General features: G+C 62.1%; 13 protein-coding genes. 8 read left to right on the top strand and 5 right to left on the bottom strand.

The window, feature by feature from the left end; translation table 11 throughout:
- Positions 1 to 198: 198 nt before the first annotated feature.
- A complete protein-coding gene (locus tag D3Y59_RS09335; protein WP_119444812.1) occupies positions 199 to 627 on the bottom strand; it encodes an IPExxxVDY family protein in 429 nt (142 codons plus the stop codon).
- A 149-nt stretch (positions 628 to 776) separates the two neighbouring features.
- On the opposite strand from D3Y59_RS09335, the gene D3Y59_RS09330 reads away from it, so the two are divergent.
- The 5 genes from D3Y59_RS09330 to lgt all read left to right on the top strand — a co-directional run bounded on the left by D3Y59_RS09330 (position 777) and on the right by lgt (position 6,914).
- Positions 777 to 1,013 carry an acyl carrier protein gene (locus D3Y59_RS09330; RefSeq protein ID WP_059067513.1) on the top strand — a complete coding sequence of 79 codons (237 nt, stop codon included), beginning with the start codon at positions 777 to 779 and terminating at the stop codon, positions 1,011 to 1,013.
- 94 nt (positions 1,014 to 1,107) lie between these two features.
- A complete protein-coding gene (fabF, locus tag D3Y59_RS09325; RefSeq protein WP_119444811.1) occupies positions 1,108 to 2,361 on the top strand; it encodes a beta-ketoacyl-ACP synthase II in 1,254 nt (417 codons plus the stop codon).
- A 107-nt stretch (positions 2,362 to 2,468) separates the two neighbouring features.
- Positions 2,469 to 3,221, top strand: coding sequence for a ribonuclease III (gene rnc / locus D3Y59_RS09320; protein ID WP_119444810.1), 753 nt, complete (start codon positions 2,469 to 2,471; stop codon positions 3,219 to 3,221).
- Between the two features lie 567 nt (positions 3,222 to 3,788).
- Entirely contained in the window at positions 3,789 to 5,768 is a 1,980-nt protein-coding gene (gene nadE / locus D3Y59_RS09315) for an NAD(+) synthase (RefSeq protein ID WP_119444809.1), read from the top strand.
- Positions 5,769 to 6,020: 252 nt separating this feature from the next.
- Positions 6,021 to 6,914, top strand: a complete 894-nt coding sequence (gene lgt / locus D3Y59_RS09310; protein ID WP_119444808.1) for a prolipoprotein diacylglyceryl transferase — start codon at positions 6,021 to 6,023, stop codon at positions 6,912 to 6,914.
- Between the two features lie 143 nt (positions 6,915 to 7,057).
- Here the strand turns inward: lgt and fbaA are convergent, their stop codons facing one another.
- From fbaA to yidD, 3 genes are all read right to left on the bottom strand, one after another.
- Positions 7,058 to 8,143, bottom strand: a complete 1,086-nt coding sequence (gene fbaA / locus D3Y59_RS09305; protein WP_119444807.1) for a class II fructose-bisphosphate aldolase — start codon at positions 8,141 to 8,143, stop codon at positions 7,058 to 7,060.
- Positions 8,144 to 8,408: 265 nt separating this feature from the next.
- The gene (locus tag D3Y59_RS09300) at positions 8,409 to 9,308 is read right to left on the bottom strand and encodes an SdiA-regulated/phytase-like domain-containing protein (protein WP_119444806.1); all 900 of its coding nucleotides are present in this window, start codon (positions 9,306 to 9,308) and stop codon (positions 8,409 to 8,411) included.
- Between the two features lie 120 nt (positions 9,309 to 9,428).
- Positions 9,429 to 9,656, bottom strand: a complete 228-nt coding sequence (gene yidD, locus D3Y59_RS18570; RefSeq protein ID WP_240410322.1) for a membrane protein insertion efficiency factor YidD — start codon at positions 9,654 to 9,656, stop codon at positions 9,429 to 9,431.
- Positions 9,657 to 9,789: 133 nt separating this feature from the next.
- On the opposite strand from yidD, the gene D3Y59_RS09290 reads away from it, so the two are divergent.
- From D3Y59_RS09290 to D3Y59_RS09280, 3 genes are all read left to right on the top strand, one after another.
- Positions 9,790 to 12,063, top strand: a complete 2,274-nt coding sequence (locus D3Y59_RS09290; RefSeq protein ID WP_119444804.1) for a S46 family peptidase — start codon at positions 9,790 to 9,792, stop codon at positions 12,061 to 12,063.
- A gap of 139 nt (positions 12,064 to 12,202) precedes the next feature.
- On the top strand, positions 12,203 to 13,045 hold the full coding sequence (locus D3Y59_RS09285; RefSeq protein WP_162910663.1) for a hypothetical protein: 843 nt from the start codon (positions 12,203 to 12,205) through the stop codon (positions 13,043 to 13,045).
- A complete protein-coding gene (locus D3Y59_RS09280; RefSeq protein ID WP_119444802.1) occupies positions 13,042 to 15,192 on the top strand; it encodes a ComEA family DNA-binding protein in 2,151 nt (716 codons plus the stop codon). Before D3Y59_RS09285 ends, D3Y59_RS09280 begins: the two co-directional genes overlap by 4 nt.
- A gap of 93 nt (positions 15,193 to 15,285) precedes the next feature.
- On the opposite strand, the gene D3Y59_RS09275 is transcribed toward D3Y59_RS09280, so the two are convergent.
- Positions 15,286 to 18,597 carry a reprolysin-like metallopeptidase gene (locus tag D3Y59_RS09275; RefSeq protein WP_119444801.1) on the bottom strand — a complete coding sequence of 1,104 codons (3,312 nt, stop codon included), beginning with the start codon at positions 18,595 to 18,597 and terminating at the stop codon, positions 15,286 to 15,288.
- Positions 18,598 to 18,829 lie beyond the last annotated feature (232 nt).

Here is an 18,829-nt window from a genome sequence, read left to right as displayed (position 1 = left end):
GCGTCGTTTATTTAATCTGCCGACCTAGGGCGCAATCAAAGGACCTTCCTGTCTCGCGGCGGGCGGCACTGTAACCCTAGGTGGTTACGCAAAAATGCGCGCTAGGTAGCTGCCGCAAAGGCAACTACGGCGAGAGAAAGGTCCTGCGCTGGGTGAGGCAGCAAGGTAGTAGGGCGGCAGCCAAGCGGCAACCGGCCCCTAAAAGAGCAAGTTTTCTTTGAACTTGAGGTTATTCGGGTCGAAGCGGCACACGTACTGCACCGCCGGCAAGGCAGCCAAACGCTCGAGCAAAGCGTCGGGGTCGAGGGCGCCGGTGCCGTTTTGTACCTGTATCAGGTAGTCGTACTCCTTGATGTCGGGCGCCAGAAAGTGTTTTTGCAGCGGCGAGGGGTCGAGGGAGCGGTTGCGCAGCAGGCGCAGGGTAGCCGTTTCGGTGGCGTGCAGGTAGTTGCTGATAACCAGGCGCCCACGGGTGAGCAGGTCCAGAATCAGGTCTTGTTGCTTCACCAAACGCAGGCGCAGGGCCTGGTTGAGCGTCCAGGCCAGCTTATGGTCCCGGCTCGACGACACCACGCCGAACAGGTCGAAGTCGCAATCGTAGTCGCAGTCGAGGGTAAGGGTTTTCATAGGCAAAAAGCAGCCTGGCGCGCGGCGCAAAACTACGGAGTTGGCGGGGCTTAACCAGCGCGGGCACTTGGGCAATTCACCTCGTCCGGTTTGACAATGTTGCCGAAGATGGTGTTATTTGTGCCGAGTTTTCTTTAAACCCCACGGAAATGTCTGAAATCGCAGAAAAAGTAAAAAGCATTATCGTTGACAAGCTGGGCGTAGAGCCGTCGGAAGTTACCCCGGAGGCCAGCTTCACCAACGACCTCGGCGCTGACTCGCTGGACACGGTTGAGCTTATCATGGAATTCGAAAAAGAATTCAACGTAAGCATCCCCGACGATCAGGCTGAGAACATCGGCACCGTGGGCCAGGCTATTGCTTACCTCGAAGAACACGCCAAATAAGGCATCTTTACCTCGCTAAAGCACCAACCGCTTTGCCGGCCGGCCCGCGCCGGCCGTTTTTCTTTCCCCTCCTTTATCCCTTCGCACCCTTTTTATGGCGCTACGGAGAGTTGTTGTTACTGGTCTCGGAGCCATTACCCCCCTTGGCAACACGGTTGCCGCGTACTGGGACGGTTTGTCGCGCGGCGTTAGTGGGGCCGGCCCCATCACGCGCTTCGACGCCAGCAAGTTCAAAACCCGCTTTGCCTGCGAAGTGAAGGGCTACAACGCCGACAATTTCTTCGAACGCAAGGAAGGCCGCAAGCTGGATTTGTTTTCGCAGTTTGCCGTGGTAGCCGCCGACCAGGCCATTGCCGAAGCCGGCTTGGCCGATGGGGCCGTAAACAAAGACCGCGTGGGCGTTATCTGGGGTTCGGGCATTGGCGGCCTGCGCACCTTCCAGGAGGAGTGCGTGGCCTTTGCCAAAGGCGACGGCACCCCGCGCTTCAACCCGTTCTTCATCCCGAAAATGATTGCCGACATCGCGTCGGGACATATTTCGATGAAGCACGGTTTCCGCGGCCCCAACTTCGTTACGGTATCGGCCTGCGCCTCGTCGTCGAACTCCATCATCGATGCCTTCAACTACATCCGCCTCGGCTATGCCGACGTGATTGTGACCGGTGGCTCCGAAGCCGCCGTAACGGAAGCCGGTATCGGTGGTTTCAACGCCCTCAAGGCGTTGTCGGAGCGCAACGATGCCGCCGAAACGGCCTCGCGCCCCTACGATAAGGATCGGGACGGTTTTGTGCTGGGCGAAGGCGCCGGCGCCCTCATCCTGGAGGATCTGGAGCACGCCAAAGCGCGCGGTGCTAAAATTTACGCCGAGGTGCTCGGTGGCGGCATGTCGGCCGATGCGTACCACCTCACCGCGCCCGACCCCGAGGGCAACGGTGTGATGCTGGTGCTGAATATGGCCCTGCGCGACGCCGGCATTACCCCCGCCGACGTGGACTACATCAACACCCACGGCACCAGCACGCCCCTGGGCGACGGCGCCGAGGTGAAGGCCATTCAGAAAGTATTCGGCGACGCCATTTACGACCTGAACATTTCGTCGACGAAGAGCATGACGGGCCACCTGCTGGGTGGCGCCGGAGCCATCGAGGCCGTGGCCAGCATTCTGGCCATGGAGCACAGCCTGGTGCCGCCTACCATCAACCACTTTACCGACGACCCGGAGCTGGATCCGCGCCTGAACTTTACCTTCAACCAAGCCCAGCAGCGCGAGGTGAACATTGTCCTCAGCAATACGTTCGGGTTTGGCGGGCACAACACCTCGGTGGTGTTCGGCAAGCTTCGCGACTAGAGACGGTAATGGGTAGAGGGTAAGTAAGCATCAGGACAATCGATGGTTGCGTACCCAGGCATACACGCCCGCTACCCAATACCCAGTACCCGATACCAACTACGCTTATGGTACAGCGCAGCGGCCGTACGCTCCCGCTGTTCGGTTTCTTTCGCCGTTTGCTCGGCCACGACCGTCAGTTTCGGCAAGCCATTGCTTCCGTAACGGGCCGTGCGCCGGGCAACGTGCGTTTGTACCGGCTGGCATTTACGCACGCTTCCATGGTGCGGCAGCAACCCGGCCAAACCCGGCACCTCTCGAACGAGCGGCTGGAGTTTTTGGGCGATGCCGTGCTGGGCGCAGTGGTGGCCGAATTCCTGTTTCGCAAGTTTCCGTACGAGCCCGAAGGCTTCCTAACGGAGGTACGCTCGCGCATCGTCAACCGCGAAAGCATGAACCAACTGGCCCTCAAAATTGGTCTCGATGCGCTGGTGCAGCTCGATGCCGGCCAGAGCCGCTCTGCCCGCTCGCGTTCCGTAAACGGCAACGCCCTGGAGGCCTTGGTGGGCGCCGTTTACCTCGACCACGGCTACGAAGCCGCCCGACAGTTTGTGCTGAAGCGCCTGATTCGTCCGTTCGTGGATGTGAAGGCGCTGGTGAGCACCACGGCCAATTTCAAGAGTAAGCTGATTGAGTGGGCCCAGCGCCACGGCAAAGCCGTGCGCTACGAGCTGAACGGTGAGCAGCGCACCGGCGGCGTAATGGAGTTTTCGGCCACGGTGCTGATTGACGACGAGGCCGTGGCTACGGGCATGGGCCTCTCGAAAAAGCAAGCCGAGCAACAAGCCGCCGAGCGTGCGTTGGATGCCCTAGGTATGTAGCAAACCGCTCGCGCCCGCTGTCATTGCGAGGAGGCACGACATTCTGCGCATCAAGCGGCGTCAATCGGTCCTGGGCAGGACACCCTTGTTCACCTAGCAGCAAGCGAAATGTAGCGCGGGCTTTGGCTACGCCGACCTGCGGTTGTAGTCCGCGTCCCCGGATAGCAACCTTAATCGTTGCGGGCAGCACGTGTAGCGCGGGCTTGGCTACTCCTTCCTGCGGTTCAGCCCGCGTTGGCATGGACGAGTGGTTCCGCGCGGAACTGCCCTGACGCCAGCCGTTCTAGCAAACGCGGGCTGTATCCCTAGGTCCGGAAACGGAAATCACTATCTAAGGACGCGGACTACAACCGCAGGTCGGCGTAGCCAAAGCCCGCGCTACTGTTCTAGGGCGATTTCGCTTAGTGCTAAGGGAATGGCTCTGCCCAGTTCAGGACCGATTGACGCCGCTTGATGCGCGGAATGTCCTTCGTCCTCGCAATGACAACGAGTGTAGCGGTTTGCACAACCCGACTCGGCCATTTGGAGTTACTTGCAGCACGTTTCCACCATTCCTGCTTCAAGCCTATGCGACTTGCCGGTGCTGCCCTCAACCAAACGCCCATTGATTGGCAAAACAACCTGCGCAACATCCAAGAAGCCATTCAACAGGCCCAGGATGCGCAAGTAGAGCTGTTGTGCCTGCCCGAGCTGTGCCTTACGGGCTACGGCTGCGAGGATTTGTTTTTGCACGATTGGCTGAGCGAGGCGGCCCTAGGTTACTTGCAGCAGGTGCGCCAGTGGTGCACCGACCCCAACATGGTGGTGTGCGTAGGCTTACCCGTGCGCCTGAGCGGCCAAACGTATAACACGGCCTGCGTAATTCGCAACCGCGAGGTATTGGGTTTTGCGGCCAAGCAGTTTCTGGCCAACGACGGCGTGCACTACGAGCCTCGGTTTTTTACCTCGTGGCGGCCCGGTACCACGGGTACGTTCAGCTACCAAGGCGAGGAGTACACCATCGGCGACTTGGTGTTTGAGCACCTGGGCGTGCGGTTTGGCTTTGAAATATGCGAGGACGCTTGGCGCCCCGCTGCCGACCGACCCGCCGGCCGCCTGAAACCCAGGGGCGTGCAACTGATCGTGAACCCATCGGCCTCGCACTTTGCCATGAGCAAAACCGACGTGCGCTATCAACTGGTGCTGAAAGGCTCGCGCGATTACCAGGTGACGTACCTCTACGCCAACCTGCTCGGCAACGAGGCCGGCCGCATTACCTACGACGGCGAAATCCTGATTGCGCGCAACGGCCAGCTCATCAAGCGCAACCAGCTGCTGAGCTTCAAGAACGTAGACCTGGAGTATGCCGACGTTGATTTCAGCCGGGAGACTGCCGTTACACAGGAAATTACCCCGCTGCCTACGCCCGACGAGTACCGCGAGCTAAACCAAGCCCTGAGCCTGGCCCTGTTCGATTACCTGCGCAAAGCACGCAGCAAAGGCTTTGTGCTGAGCCTTTCGGGCGGTGCCGACTCGTGCATGTGCGCCGTAGGGGTGGCCGAAATGGTGCGCCTGGGCGTGCAGGAGCTTGGCGTGGAGGAGTTTATGCGCAAAGCCGGCAATTTCTCCGACGACGACATTCGGGTTGCCGTGGCGCAGGGGCAGCTGCCGGGCGCCGCGCCCATCGAGGCCGCTGCCACCTCCGATGCCGGCACGCGCGTGCAGGCGGTGTCGCACCCTGCCGAGCAGGTTACCGGCCACGAGCGCCTCACGCTCAACCAGCAGCTTACGCGCCGGCTGCTTACTTGCGCGTACCAAGGCACCGTCAACTCCTCCGACGATACGTACCTCTCGGCCAAGGAGGTAGCCGAGAACGTGGGCGCCGTGTTTTTCAGCTGGGATATCGACCAGGAAGTAAAGGGCTATACCCACAAAATCGAGCAGGCCCTAGGTCGGGAGCTAACGTGGAAAACCGACGACCTCACGCTGCAGAACATTCAGGCCCGGGTGCGCGCCCCCAGCATATGGATGCTGGCCAACGTGCAAAACTGCCTGCTGATTACCACCTCCAACCGCTCCGAAGCAGCCGTGGGCTACTGCACCATGGACGGCGACACCGCGGGCAGCATTTCGCCCATTGCCGGCGTCGATAAGGCGTTTGTGAAGCAGTGGCTGGTGTGGGCCGAAGCCGAGCTGGGCTACCCCGGCCTGCACCGCGTAAACAACCTGGCGCCCACCGCCGAGCTGCGCCCCCTCGAAGACAAACAAACCGACGAGCGCGACCTGATGCCGTACCCGCTGCTCAACCGCATCGAGCGGCTGGCGTTCTACGAGCGCCTCAGTCCGCAGCAGGTGCTGGAGCGCCTAGGTGCCGAGGTCGACAACGTGGAGGCGGAGCAGCTGAAAACATACGTGCAGCGCTTTTACCAGCTCTGGAGCCGCAACCAGTGGAAGCGTGAGCGGTACGCGCCCTCGTTTCACCTCGACGACTACAACCTCGACCCGCGCTCCTGGCTGCGCTTCCCCATTTTGAGCGGCGGTTTTGCCGACGAGCTGAAAGCCCTGTAGGGGCACGTTGCACGCGCCCGCTTGGTGTACTCGGGCGCGAAAACAACAGCGCGCAGCAGCACCCCGTAGGCTGCCCACTGGCCCCGCGCCCCAAGGCACCTAGGGCTACCCGCGCAACGTCTGCTACTTTTACCCGCAGGCCCGGGGCGTTTAGCGGCTCGGGCCTGTAATTTTTCCCCGGATAGTCGTTCTTTGTGGCGGGCGCGTGCAACGCGCCCCTACTTTTGTCCGACACCTTGCGCCAAAGTGCCTATGCTTGCTTATATCACCTGGGATATTTCGCCCATTTTGGCCCAGCTCGGGCCGCTCACGCTGCGTTGGTACGGCCTGCTGTTTGCGTTGGGCTTCATCATCGGCTCGTTCATCCTCACGCACATCTACAAAGCCGAGCGGGTGTCGCCGCGTTGGGTCGATGTCATTACCATTTACATGCTCATCGGCACGGTGCTGGGCGCACGCCTCGGGCACGTGTTCTTTTACGACGCCGATTATTACCTGGCGCACCCCGGCGAAATCCTGAAGATTTGGGAAGGCGGCTTGGCCAGCCACGGCGCCACCATCGGTATTTTGCTGGCTGTGTGGCTGTTTGCGCGCAACAACAAGTTCGATTACCTGTGGGTGCTCGACCGCATTGTGATTGTGGTGGCCACGGGCGGCATGTGCATTCGCCTGGGCAACCTGATGAATTCCGAAATCATCGGCCGCCAAACCGACGTGCCGTGGGCGTTTAAGTTTGCGCGCTACAACGAAATTCACCACGTGGCCGGCAACATCCCGAACGAACTGCGCCACCCCACCCAGATTTACGAGGCGCTGTTTTGCCTGTTTCTGTTTGTGCTGCTGTATTGGCTCTGGAACCGCTACAAAGAGCAAACCCCGCGCGGTTTGTTGTTCGGCTTGTTCGTAACGCTGCTCTTCACGTTCCGCCTGCTGGTGGAGTTCCTGAAGGAAAACCAAGAAGCTTTCGAAGACCGGCTGCCCCTGAACATGGGCCAGCTGCTGAGCATTCCGCTGATTTTGGTGGGGCTGTACGTGCTCTTCACGGCCAAAAAACGCCCTGGCCGCCCCGAAGATGCCCCGCGCGACCTGGGTTCGGAGGCCACCGCCAACACCAACAAGCCACTGCCCGTGCAGATGAAACGATAGGGCACCTAGGCCCCAACAAAAAGCCCCGCCGGATTGCTCCAGCGGGGCTTTTTATTGTCATGTCGAGCGACGCGAAACATCTGGGTAAACACGGCAGGTTTTCTGACCCAGATGTCTCGCGTCGCTCGACATGACAGCCAGACCTAGGGCCGGCGGTTCAGGGCGTTCAGGTCGTCGAAGGCTTGCTTGAGGCGCTCCACGAACGTCTTTTCGCCTTCGCGCAGCCACACGCGCGGATCGTAGTATTTCTTGTTGGGGGCGTCGTCGCCGGTGGGGTTGCCGATCTGGCCTTGCAGGTAGGCTTCATTCTTCTTATAGAAGTTCTTGATGCCGTCCCAGAACGCCCACTGCAAGTCGGTGTCGATGTTCATTTTGATAGCGCCGTAGCTGATGGCCTCGCGGATTTCTTCCTGCGACGAGCCCGAGCCGCCGTGGAACACGAAGTTGATCGGCAGGGCCTCCTGCAAGCCAAACTTCTCCTTCACGTACTCCTGCGAGTTCTTCAGGATAACGGGCTGCAGCTTTACGTTGCCGGGCTTGTACACGCCGTGCACGTTGCCGAAAGCAGCGGCAATGGTAAAGCGCGGGCTCACCTTCAGCAGTTCCTCGTAGGCGTAGGCCACTTCCGAAGGCTGGGTGTACAGCTTGCTCGAATCAACACCGGAGTTGTCGACGCCGTCTTCCTCGCCGCCGGTTACGCCCAGCTCGATTTCCAGCGTCATGCCCAGCTTATCCATGCGGGCCAGGTACTCCTTGCAGATCTCGATGTTCTCCTCAATCGGCTCCTCCGACAAGTCGATCATGTGCGAGCTGAACAGCGGGCGGCCGTGCTGGGCGAAGTACTTTTCGCCAGCCTCGAGCATGCCGTCGATCCAGGGCAGCAGCTTTTTGGCGGCGTGGTCGGTGTGCAGAATTACGGGCACGCCGTACAGCTCGGCCATTTGGTGCACGTGCATAGCCCCCGAAACAGCGCCGGCAATGCTGGCCTGCTGCTTGTCGTTGGGCGCACCCTTACCGGCGAAGAACTGCGCACCACCGTTCGAGAACTGAATGATAACCGGCGAGCTGACGGCCGCGGCGGTTTCGAGCACGGCGTTTACCGTGTCGGTACCCGTTACGTTGACGGCGGGCAGGGCAAAGCCGTTCGCCTTGGCGTATTCGAACAGCTGTTGAACCTCGTCGCCGTGCAGAACGCCGGCGCGCAGGGTGGTAACGGCAGTGTTACTCATAAGAAAAAGGAGGAAAAAAGAGGAAAACAGCCCCAAGCGGCTGCGGTACAATGTTAGTTATTAGCGGTCAGTTGTCAGCAGTTAGGGAGCAGCTATTAGCGGTTGGCTAGAAGTAATCGGCGGCTCTTGCCAACGCCAAGGCCCTAGGTGCCGGCCGCGCACAGGGCACCTAGGGCCAATTGGAGCACGGCAAGCGGCGGTAGCTCAGCCACGGGCGCGCGGCCCTGGGTGAAAAATCAAAATCTGATAACTGACAGCCGATATTTTATAGCTGATAACGGTACAACGCGCCCTGCTCGCTGCTGATGAGTACGGTGTTGTTGTCGATGAACACCACGCCCTCGGTTTGGCCGGCGCCGTTTAACTCCACGGCCTTCATTTTGACTGCGCCAAAATTGCCGCCGTTCACCGCGCCCACAAAAATTTGCTCGCGGCCCAGCAGCACCAGGCGCGAGCCATCGGGGCTGAGCGCGGCGTCGGTTACCTGGCCGGGCAGCGTTAGCTCGGCCACGCGTTGCGCCGTTTGGCGGGCGGGGCCGTTGGCATCGAGGCTGTAGATTTTGCTGGTGCGGTCGTTGCCCCGGTCGCGGGTGAAGAGGTAAATGCGGCCGTTGTGCCACAAGGAGGCTTCCACGTCGAAGTTACGCTCCTCTTTGGCCGGCGGAAACTCTTTTTGGTCGGGGTACGCAAACTGGATTTTGCTGACCTGCCCTAGATTTTTGGGGTCGACGCGGTAAATGGCCAGGTCTTGGCGGTCGTTGCCGTTGTTGCCGGTATCGGCCAGGTACAGGCGGCCCTGCGTGTCCTGCGACACCGACTCCCAATCCTGCTGCTGCACGCCTTGCAACTCAATGCGGCGTACGAGTTGGCCGTTTTCGCGCACCAGGTAAATCGAGGGGCCGCCGCCGGGGCTGCGCGTGTCGCCGTGCGTGTAGTAAGTGCCGGCCTCGGGTCCGCGCGCCAAGCCCGAGCTTTCGGGCACTTCGCTGGGCATGGTGCCCACCTTCGTGAGGCCAGCTATGGGGCTCAGGGCTTCGGTTTTATCTTTTTTCTTGCCGCCTTTCCCTTTTTTGCCTTTGCCTTCGGCTTGTTCGTTTTGTGCTTCGGAACAGCCTGTGGAGCCAAGTAGAGCCATGCTGAGCAGGCCCGCCAGTAGTCGGTTCATGTGCGTTGCGGATAGTGCCAGTAAAACGCCCGGCCAGCGGGCATACCAAGCGGCTATACGCAAACGCCCCACCTAGGGCCAAGAAACAGGCCTGGGCATGCAGCCCTAGGTGCCAGCGGCTTATTTCTCCGGAACAGGGTCGTGGCCGAAGCCGCCCCACGGGTGGCAGCGCCCAATGCGGCGCAGCGCCAGCCAGCCGCCGCGCCACGGGCCGTGCCGCCGCAGGGCCTCGGTGGCGTAGGCCGAGCAAGTGGGCGTGTAGCGGCAGGTGGCGGGCTTGAGCGGCGAAATCAAGTGCCGATACACCCACACCAAAGCCAGGAAAAAGTGTTTGAACAGGGCTGCCACGGGCGGTGTTGCTGAAGTACCCGCCGGGCCGTGCCGAACGAGCGTTAGGGTGTCAACGCCCGGCTTCGTAAGTTTGATTCGGGGTTGTCCAGGGCAATTTCCACTCTTTTCACCACATTCTATCCTCCCACCAATGCTCAAACGTTCCTGGCTGAAAGGCCTGCTGCTGGCGCTGTTGCTGCCCGCCGTGGCCCGCGCCGACGAAGGCATGTGGCTACCCTTGCTGGTTAAGCGCCTCAACCACGCCGACATGCAGAAGAAGGGCCTCAAGCTTACGCCCGAAGAAATTTACGACGTGAACAACGCCTCGCTCAAGGATGCCATCGTGCAGTTGGGCGGCTTCTGCACCGGCGAGTTCGTGTCGAAAGAAGGCTTGCTGCTCACCAACCACCACTGCGGCTACGACGCCATTCAGAGCCACAGCACCACGCAGAACAACATTCTGCAAAACGGCTTTTACGCCCAAACCCGCGCCGACGAAAAAGCCAACCCCGGCTTGTTCGTGGATATTCTGGTGCGCATGGAGGACGTAAGCGGCAAGGTGCTGGAGGGCATTACGCCCCAAACCCCCGAGGCCGAGCGCACCCAGCTGGTGCAGCAGCGCCAGCGCGAGCTGGCCAACGCAGCCAAAGAAAACGGCCAGTACGTGGCTTATGTGCGCGACATGTTTGCCGGCAACGAGTTCTACCTGTTCGTGTACCAGCGCTTCGGCGATGTGCGCCTGGTGGGTGCTCCGCCCGAAGCGGTAGGCAAGTTTGGCGGCGACACCGACAACTGGATGTGGCCCCGCCACACCGGCGACTTCTCGCTGTTCCGGGTGTACGCCTCCAAAGACAACAAGCCGACCGCCGGCTTTGCGGCCGACAACGTGCCCTACATCCCCAAGAAGCACCTGCCCGTGAGCCTGCAAGGCGTAAGCGAAGGCGACTTCTCGATGGTGTTTGGTTTCCCGGGCCGCACGCAGCGCTTTTTGCCCGCAGCTGGCTTGCAAATGACACTCGACCAGAGCAACCCGGCCCGCATTAAGCTACGCGACACCCGCCTGAAGCTGTGGAAAGAAGACATGGACCGCGACCCGGCCCTGCGCCTTGCCTACGCCTCGAAATATGCCAGCATTGCCAACTACTGGAAGTACTTCATCGGCCAGAACGAAGGCATGAAGCGCCTGAAAACCGTTGATCAGAAGAAAGGCGAAGAGGCTGCCCTGGCTCAGTGGATTGCTGCCGACCCCGCGCGTCAGCAGCAGTACGGCACCGTGCTGCAGGACATCAACCAGGCGTACGAAGGCCTGCGCCAGTACAACCTGAGCAGCCAGTACGTAAACGAAGCTGCCTTCGGCACCGAAATCCTGACCTTGGCCTCGCGCATGATGCCGCTGTACCAGGCCCTGAAAGGCACCGACAAAGCCGCCGTGCAAAAAGCCACCGAGGACTTGAAAGAGCCCGTGGCCGAGCACTTTAAGGACTACAGCGCCGCTACCGACAAGAAGGTGTTTGCCGCGCTCCTAGGTTTGTACATGCAGGATGTGGCCAAGGAGCAGCAGCCCGACGTGTTCCAGACGGTGCAGAAGCAGTACGGCGGCTCGATGCCGAAGTACGCCGACTACGTGTTCGGCAACTCGCTGCTGACTTCGAAAGCCAAGGTAGAGGCCTTCCTGGCCGCGCCCACGGCTGCTAAGCTGGAGGCCGATCCGGCCTTCAAAACCTTCCAGTCGGTGTACTCGAACTACCTGCAGAACATCCTGCCCAAAACGCAGGCCCTGCAAGCCAGCTTGGTGCGCGCCAACCGCCTGTACGTGGCGGCCTTGCGCCAGAAGAACGCCAACAAGGTGTACTCGCCCGATGCCAACTCCACGCTGCGCCTGAGCTACGGCACCGTGCGCGCCTACAAAGGCCGCGACGCCGTGCAGTACAACTACTACACCACGGGCCAGGGTATTCTGGAGAAGGAAGACAACACGAACCCCGAGTTTGTGGTGCCGGCCAAGCAAAGCCAGCTGTTGCAAGCCAAAGATTTCGGCCGCTTTGCCGACAAAAACGGCACCCTGCCCGTCGCATTCATCACCGATAACGACATTACGGGCGGCAACTCCGGTTCGCCGGTTATCAACGGCCGTGGCGAGCTGATTGGCTTGGCCTTCGACGGCAACTGGGAAGCCATGACCGGCGACCTGGCCTACGACCCCGATCTGAAACGCTGCATCAACGCCGACATCCGCTATGTGCTGTGGTGCATCGAGAAGTTGGGCGGCGCCAAGCACATCGTGGATGAAATGACGATTGTGAACAACGGCCCGAACCCGAACGCCAGCGTAGCCGCCAACACCCCCGCGGCCGATGCGAAGTCGACCAAAGTGAAGGTGAAAACCAAGAAGAAAAAGCCCGAAGCCGCTTCGGCTGGCATGTAAGCCCTAGGTGGTTTTCTGCGTAAGAAAGCCCCGGTGCCCGCAAAGGCACCGGGGCTTTTTCGTTGCCGATTCTTATTCAGAACTTTATAGCGTCGTAGCGTGCGTGCTTATGCCAAAACTATACTTAGGCTTACTATTCGTGTGTTTACCTCTTTTGGGCGCGGCCCAGGGCAACGGCCCCGGCGTGCGCGGCGGGCGCGCGGCTGCTTTGGGCAATGCCTCCGTTACGCTCGCCGATGTGTGGGCCGTGGGCAACAACGCAGCGGGCCTAGGTGTCCTAACCCGGCCCGAAGCCGCGGTGTATGCCGATAACCGTTTCCTGATTCCGGAGTTTGGCAACGCGGCTTTGGCGGCGGCGTTGCCCCTAGGTAAGCAGCCGGCGGGCAGCACAGCCACTGCTGCGCCGCACGGCGTGGTGGGCGTGGAGCTGCAGCGCTTTGGCGGCAAGCTCTACAACGAGCAGCGCGCCGGCGTGGGCTACGGCTACCGCTTGGGCCTATTCAGCGTGGGGGCGCGGGCCGATGTGCTGCAGGTGCGCATCGAGGGCCTCGGTAGCCGGCGTGCGGTGGCTTTATCATTAGGCGGTCAGGCCGAGGTTATTCCGCAGAAGCTCACCTTCGGCGCTTACCTCTACAACCTCAACCAAGCCCGCCTGGCCGAGTACCAGGCCGAGCGCGTGCCTACTGTGCTAAAAGCCGGGCTGAGCTACCGCGCTACGCCCAAAGTGCTGCTGCTGGTTGAAACTGAAAAGGACGTAGAGCAGGCCGCCGATTTTAAAGCCGGGCTCGAATACCAGGTGGTGGAGGCGTTGGCCTTGCGCGCCGGCGTAGCCACCCTAACCGAGCAAATGACCGGGGGCTTGGGGCTGCGTTTCGGCCGCGCCCGCCTCGATTACGCCGCCGCTTGGCACAACGCCCTTGGCCTGAGCCAGCACATAAGCGTAAGTCTGCGCCTCGAGCCCAAAACCGAAGCTGCACCATGAGGCGCCTAGGTAAATGGGTACGCCAGAACAGGGCAGGGGCGTGGCTATTGGCGGCATTGCTGAGCGCCGTAGGTGCGCTGCCTGCCCGGGCTCAAGTGCAGGATTACCCGCGCCAGCGCCCCGACCTCGACCGGCTGATGCAGGAGCTGTTTGCCGAGCCGCAGAGCGACCAAGTACCCTACGAGGACCTGTACGAAACGCTGCTGCAGTACCTGCAAACCCCGCTTAACCTAAACACGGCCACGCGCGAAGAGCTAACCGGCCTACTGCTACTGTCGCAGCCGCAGATTACGGCCTTGCTCGAGCACCGCGAGCGAAACGGCGCCCTGCTGAGCCTCTACGAGCTGCAAAGCATCGACGAGCTGGACCTGCGCACCATTTACCGCCTGGCGCCCTTCGCAACGGTGGGCGAGCCGAGCGGCAACGCCGTACGCGGCCCCCTGTGGCAGCGCATTCGGCAAGAAGACAACAACGCTTTGTTTCTGCGCTACGAGCGGGTGCTGGAGGAGCGCAAAGGGTACACCGCGCCCACCCTCAACAGCAACGGCACCGCCTCCAGCCGTTACCTAGGCTCGCCCGACAAGCTGCTCGTGCGCTTCCGGACTAGCCACGCGCGCGATTTCAGTGTTGGCCTGGCCGCCGAGAAAGACGCCGGCGAGCAGTTTGCCTGGAGCCCCAGCACCCGCCGCTACGGCTTCGATTACTACTCGGCGCACCTAGGGCTGTTTGAGCGCGGCCAGTTGAAGGCCGTGATTGTGGGCGATTACCAGCTGCAGTTCGGGCAAGGCTTGTTGCTGTCATCGGGGCTGCAGGTGGGCAAAGGCGCCGAAACCATTACCACGCTGCGCCGCTCCAACCTGGGCATCAGGCCCTACACCTCGGTGCTCGAAAGCTCGTTTTTCCGCGGAGCGGCAGCCACGGTAGCGCCGGCGCCGGGCTGGCGCCTCACCGGTTTTGCCTCGCTGAAGCGTGTAGACGCCACTTTGCGTAGCGCCTTGGCCGATTCGCTGGAGGAAGAAACCACGGATTTTGCCTCGGGATTGCTGCTGACGGGTTTCCATCGCACGGCCTCGGAGCTCCGCAACCGCCGCAGCCTGCGCGAGGGCGTGGTGGGCGGCAACGTCAGCTTTGCGCCTGCCGGTAGCCAGCTCAGCCTAGGGCTTACGGCCGTGGGCACCACCTTTGGGCAACCCCTGCAGCGCCGCCCCGAGCCGTACAACCGGTACGAGTTCGGCGGGCGGCAAAACCTGGCCGTATCGGCGCATTACAGCTACGGGTGGCGCAACCTTAGCCTGTTTGGCGAAACGGCCCGCAGCAGCAGCGGTGGCCTGGGCACCGTAAACGGTTTGCTCGCCAGCCTGGGCTCCGATGTGGATGCCGCCGTGCTGTACCGCCATTACGCGCGCAACTTTCATACGCTCTACGGCAACGCCTTCGGCGAAAACACCCGCAACATCAACGAGAGCGGCTTGTACCTAGGGCTGAAGCTGCGCCCGGTAGCGCGCTGGGAGTTGTCGGCCTACTACGATCAGTTTCGGTTTCCGTGGTTGCGCTACCAGGTTAGTGCCCCATCGCGCGGGTACGATTGGCTGGTGCGCGTGGCGTTTTCGCCTACCAAAACCAGCCAGCTCTACGCCCAGGTGCGCACCCGCCAAAAAGCCTACGACGCCGACGATGTAAGGCCAATGCCCGAGCCCGTGCCCACGCTGCGCCGCTCGCTGCTGCTGTTCTACGACACCAACCCCACGCCCATCCTCAGCCTGCGCACGCGCCTGCAGGGCACCCACCACCGCCAGCACCTAGGGCCCCGGCGCACGGGCTACTTGTTGGCGCAGGATGTGGCAGTGCAGCCACTGCGCACCCTGCGCCTCTCGGCCCGCTACGCCCTGTTCGATACCGACGACTACGACACCCGCCAATATGCTTACGAGCAAGACGTGCTCTACGCCTTTTCGGTGCCGGCGCTGGCGGGCCGCGGCACACGCGTGTATGCGCTGGCCGAGTACAAAATGGGCCGCCACGTTACGGTTTGGGTGCGTTACGCCAGCACCACCTACCGCGGGCAGCAAACGGTAGGCTCTGGCCTCGAGGAAATACAAGGCCCGCAGCGCTCCGAGGTAAAGGCCCAGCTGCGCCTGACGTTGTAGGCACCTAGGGCACGGGCTGGCTATGCCTCAAAAACAAGCGGCGGCACCCGGCCTCGGGTGCCGCCGCTTGTTCGTGGCGTACGCGCGTTGGGGTTACAGTTTGACGAGCTTTTCGATGGCGGTGCCGCCGCCGGGCAGCTCCAGCTGCAGGTGGTACACGCCCTGGGTTAGCTTGCCTAGGTCGAGGGTGTGGCGCAGTTGGCCGGCACCTTTGGTGAGTTGCTCGGCCAGCACAGTACGGCCCACGGCATCGGTTACGCGCACTTGCAGGCTACCGCGCAGGTTGTTGTCGATGGTCAGCTCGAAGCGGCCGGTGCTGGGGTTGGGGTACACCGCCACGCCTTGCAGTTGCTTGGCGCTGCGGTTGCTCGTTACGGCGTCTTGCACGGTGCAAAGCTCCAGCGCCCAGTTGGTGAGCGAGCCGGCGTTGCCGGGGGCTACATCCAGCACGTGCAGCGTCCAGGGGCCGTTGGCCGCCGAACCGCGGAAGGCGGCCAGCGGGCTTTCGGGCTGGTACGTGCCGCCGGTGTTGATGGGGCAAGCAATGCCCGTGGCGGCCGCGTCGTCGAAGCTGGCGTTGATGTTGGCGTTGCCCGGGCACGGCGACGAGGCCAGGCGCACGCGGGTGTTATCGGGCCCGCGCAGCTCCAGTACCAGCTCGCCCAGGTCGCGGTGGGTAATGCGTAGGTCGCGCACCCGCACCGCGGATACAACATCGGCGCTGCTCACCGTGATGGTAGAAATGGCCGTGGCGTTGGTGGTGTTGGCAATGGCAAGCGGCAGGTTGGTAGGGGCGTAGGTGGTGCAGCCAAGGCGGCCCACGTAAAACTGCTCGCCCGCCGACCAGTTGCCCACGCCGCACTCGGCCGTGCCGCGCACGCGCCAGTAGTAGCGGCCGTTTTGCTGCAACGCGGTAGCGGCCGTGTAAGTGTTGGTTTGCAGGCCCGCTTGGCTGATTACCACGTTGTTAAAGCCCGCATCGGTGGCCACCTGCAAGTCGTAGGACGTAGCGCCCGGTATGGCCGACCACGTGAACGTGGGCTGCGGCAAGGCACGCAAGGAGTTGGGCGCGGGCTGCTGCAAAGTGGGTGGCACGTTGGCCGAGTTGCGGATTATCAGGTTGATGACCTGGGTTTCGGTAGCGCCGCCGCCGGTGCCCACCACCGTAATGGGGTAGGTGCCCGCTGCAGCAGTAGCCGCCGAGCTAATGGCAAGGGTAGTGGAGCTGCCCGCCGCTACTTGCGTGCTGCCAAAGCTGACGCTCACGCCGGCCGGCACTCCCGTAGCCGAGAGACCTACCTGCCCCGCAAAACCCAGCACTTGGCCCACGCTCAGGCTGCAGCTAACCGAGGCACCAGGGCAAACGGCCTGCGTGCTGTTAGCGCAGTCGCTGGACAAGAAAAAGCCCGGGCCGGAGGGCGTTTGCAGCGTGAAGTTTTGGTTTGAAATGTCGAAGAAGACGTTGCCGGTGCCTTTTACCTTCAGGCGTACTTGCCCCGAGGCCGGCACGCCGGCAGGCACGGTTACCTGCTCGGCGCCGTCGTTGGGGGTCCCGGCAGCCAGCGTGTAAGGGTAGGTCAGGCCGCCATCCACCGAAAGCAGGATATCAACTTGTGCCGCGCTTACGGGTGCCGCCGTGGTGTTGGCCACATCCCAGGTTACCTGCTGCGGCACGGTGGTGCGCCACGTAACGTTGGTGTTGGGCGCCGTAACCACAAACGGTCCGGCGTTGTCGGCTACGGGTACCGTTACGGCATCATAGTTAGTGCCGCCCCCGCCCGTGCGGTTGTCGCGCACGGTAAGCCGGAAGGTGAGCGTACGGCCGTACTGCGGCAGCAATTCGCCAATGGTAGATGTGTTGCTTAGCAGCGCGCTCAAGCGCGGGAATACGCGCGTAGGATTGGTGGTGGGCGGAAACGAGCGGAAGATGGGCGCGTTGCCCTGCGGCTGGTTGGGGTTGCCGGCGGGCCCTAGGTCCAGCTCTTCCCAGCAGTACGTGAGGGCGTCGCCATCGGCGTCGGCGGCGCTGCCGGTCAGCTCAAAGGGGGTGCCTTTCGGAATGGTGTAGTTAGCGCCTGCATCCACCGTGGGCGGGCGGTTGCCCGTGCCAGCAGTGTTGGCGCAGGCACCTAGGGTGGTTACGTGGTTCAGGATTTCGTCGTAGCTCCACGTGTGGAAATACGCATCGGAGTTGGCTTGCAGGTTTTGGGGCGGGCAAATGCCCGCGTACGACATGATGGTGGAGCCGGAGCCCGGCTCGTAGGCCGCCGAGCCCGCGCGGGTGCCCGGGTTGCAGTTGCCGGCTTCGTTGCTGTTAAAGGTGTGATTGGCGCCAAACTGGTGGCCCATTTCGTGCGCCACAAAGTCGATGTCGAATGCGTCGCCGATGGGGTTGGGCAGGCCGGTGGTGGCGCGTGCCTTGTTGTTGCCAATGCACACCACGCCCAGGCCCGCCAGCCCGCCGCCATCGGTCGTAAACACGTGGCCGATGTCGTAATTGGCCGGCCCAATGCGCTGGTCGGTTACTTGCTGATTGGTGTTGAGGGTGGCTTCGGTGCTTTCGTTGGTGTACGGGTCGGTGGCGGGGTCGAGAAAAATCAGCTGGTCGGTGTTGCCAATCAGCTGCAGCCGAATCGACAGCTCCTTTTCGTACACGCCGCTTACGCGGTTTACCGAGGCCACAATGCCGGCCAGCGCGCCCTCGGTGGTGCCGCCTTTTTTGGCTGCGTACTCGCCCGTGCAGGCCATGGCCAGGCGGTAGGTGCGCAGCTGGGTACCGTTGCTGCGGGCCGCGGTGCCGCCTTGCAACGGACCAAGCCGCCGGCTAAGCACCGAGGTTGTTTGGGTAAGGCACACACGCCGGGCCAACGCCGCGTCGTTGATGTCGCGCTTGTAGAACACCAAGTGTTCCGGCCCGCCGGCGGCAGGGTCCACGTACACCGTATTGCCCGCCGACAAAATCATGGCGTGCAGCCCGGCCTTCGATACATCGAGGTAGGCGGTGGCCGTGGGGTCGTCGATGCCCTGGGCGGAGTACGTTTTAATGGCGGGGTAGCGGGCTGCCAGTGCGGGCGCCATCACCTGCGTTTCGGTAACCCGGAACCGGCCCGAGCTGCCATCGGGCAACGGCAACGACACCACCGGGCCAGCGCTACGCGCATTGTTGCTGTTGGCCGCCGGGGCCAGTGCGGCGCGCAGGTTGGCCAGTTGCACCGTTACCATCCGGTACCTACCTAGGGCTTGGGCAGTGCGGCGGGCAGCGGCAGGCAGGGGCTTGCTATCAGCATCGGCCCAAAGCACCCGTTGGGCGCTGGCCGAAAACGGCAAGCCTAAGCCCGCGGCAAGCAGGCCACGCAGCACAGCGCCGCGCAACGCTGTACCGGGCAGGGTAAATAATATGCGCATAGGCAGTGGTAGTTCGAATGCGGCTTCGAGATTTGAAAGATCAATTTACAGCTTTTGCGGCCACTCATGAGCTTAAACAAATGCTGGCGGTACTTGGCACAACGCAGCCGCCCGGCCACAGTTGCGGGCAAGCATCACCGGTTGTCACACCCGGCCCGGCAAATTAGTTGCGAACGGATAGCCGGCTGCTGCCTAACCCCGGTAGGAGCAAAAAACAACAGCCACCCTAAGC

The organism is Hymenobacter oligotrophus, from assembly GCF_003574965.1.
Lineage (GTDB): Bacteria > Bacteroidota > Bacteroidia > Cytophagales > Hymenobacteraceae > Solirubrum > Solirubrum oligotrophum.
Note: the sequence above shows the minus strand (reverse complement) of the source record. Positions and strands in the feature narration are given on the sequence as shown.

Excerpts from the sequence above, each read along its gene's own strand:
- D3Y59_RS09335 (WP_119444812.1), bottom strand. The coding sequence starts at position 627 with ATGAAAACCCTTACCCTCGACTGCGACTACGATTGCGACTTCGACCTG.
- D3Y59_RS09330 (WP_059067513.1), top strand. The coding sequence starts at position 777 with ATGTCTGAAATCGCAGAAAAAGTAAAAAGCATTATCGTTGACAAGCTG.
- fabF (WP_119444811.1), top strand. The coding sequence starts at position 1,108 with ATGGCGCTACGGAGAGTTGTTGTTACTGGTCTCGGAGCCATTACCCCC.
- rnc (WP_119444810.1), top strand. The coding sequence starts at position 2,469 with ATGGTACAGCGCAGCGGCCGTACGCTCCCGCTGTTCGGTTTCTTTCGC.
- nadE (WP_119444809.1), top strand. The coding sequence starts at position 3,789 with ATGCGACTTGCCGGTGCTGCCCTCAACCAAACGCCCATTGATTGGCAA.
- lgt (WP_119444808.1), top strand. The coding sequence starts at position 6,021 with ATGCTTGCTTATATCACCTGGGATATTTCGCCCATTTTGGCCCAGCTC.
- fbaA (WP_119444807.1), bottom strand. The coding sequence starts at position 8,143 with ATGAGTAACACTGCCGTTACCACCCTGCGCGCCGGCGTTCTGCACGGC.
- D3Y59_RS09300 (WP_119444806.1), bottom strand. The coding sequence starts at position 9,308 with ATGAACCGACTACTGGCGGGCCTGCTCAGCATGGCTCTACTTGGCTCC.
- D3Y59_RS09290 (WP_119444804.1), top strand. The coding sequence starts at position 9,790 with ATGCTCAAACGTTCCTGGCTGAAAGGCCTGCTGCTGGCGCTGTTGCTG.
- D3Y59_RS09280 (WP_119444802.1), top strand. The coding sequence starts at position 13,042 with ATGAGGCGCCTAGGTAAATGGGTACGCCAGAACAGGGCAGGGGCGTGG.
- D3Y59_RS09275 (WP_119444801.1), bottom strand. The coding sequence starts at position 18,597 with ATGCGCATATTATTTACCCTGCCCGGTACAGCGTTGCGCGGCGCTGTG.